The sequence below is a fragment of the Psychrobacter sp. S1-30-MNA-CIBAN-0213 genome (genome assembly GCF_040309845.1).
Classification (GTDB): Bacteria; Pseudomonadota; Gammaproteobacteria; order Pseudomonadales; family Moraxellaceae; genus Psychrobacter.
In genome coordinates, this window is record NZ_JBEOPE010000036.1 from 1 (window position 1) to 368 (window position 368).

General features: G+C 40.2%; 1 protein-coding gene. It reads left to right on the top strand.

The window, feature by feature from the left end; translation table 11 throughout:
• The coding region (locus AAEY87_RS13850; RefSeq protein ID WP_350657589.1) for a LysR family protein at positions 1–368 on the top strand (368 nt) is incomplete at both ends.

Sequence of the window (368 nt, forward strand, 5' to 3'; positions counted from 1 at the left end):
GAATAACTCAGTGAGTATGTTAGAAGAACTCTCCTCTGAAGAAACTCACTCAGTAAAGGTTGCTGCAGCGCACTCATTAGCTACGTTTTTAGCGCTAAAGCTGTCGAACTTTCATAGTAAAAGTGATCGCAAAGTAGTCCTCAATATAGAAGCCATTGATGTTGATAAAGCCACCGCTACGCTCGAACATGGCGCATGTGACCTACTTATTGCTTTTGATAACGAACGATTAAAGTTACCTCCGTTTAGTCATCAAAAAATAGGCAGTGCAGAGTTATTGCCAGTGAGTGCCTGCAATACAAACGGTAAGGCAATATACAATTTAGAAAGTGATGGGTTTGTACCTCACTTAGCTTACAGTTTAGATT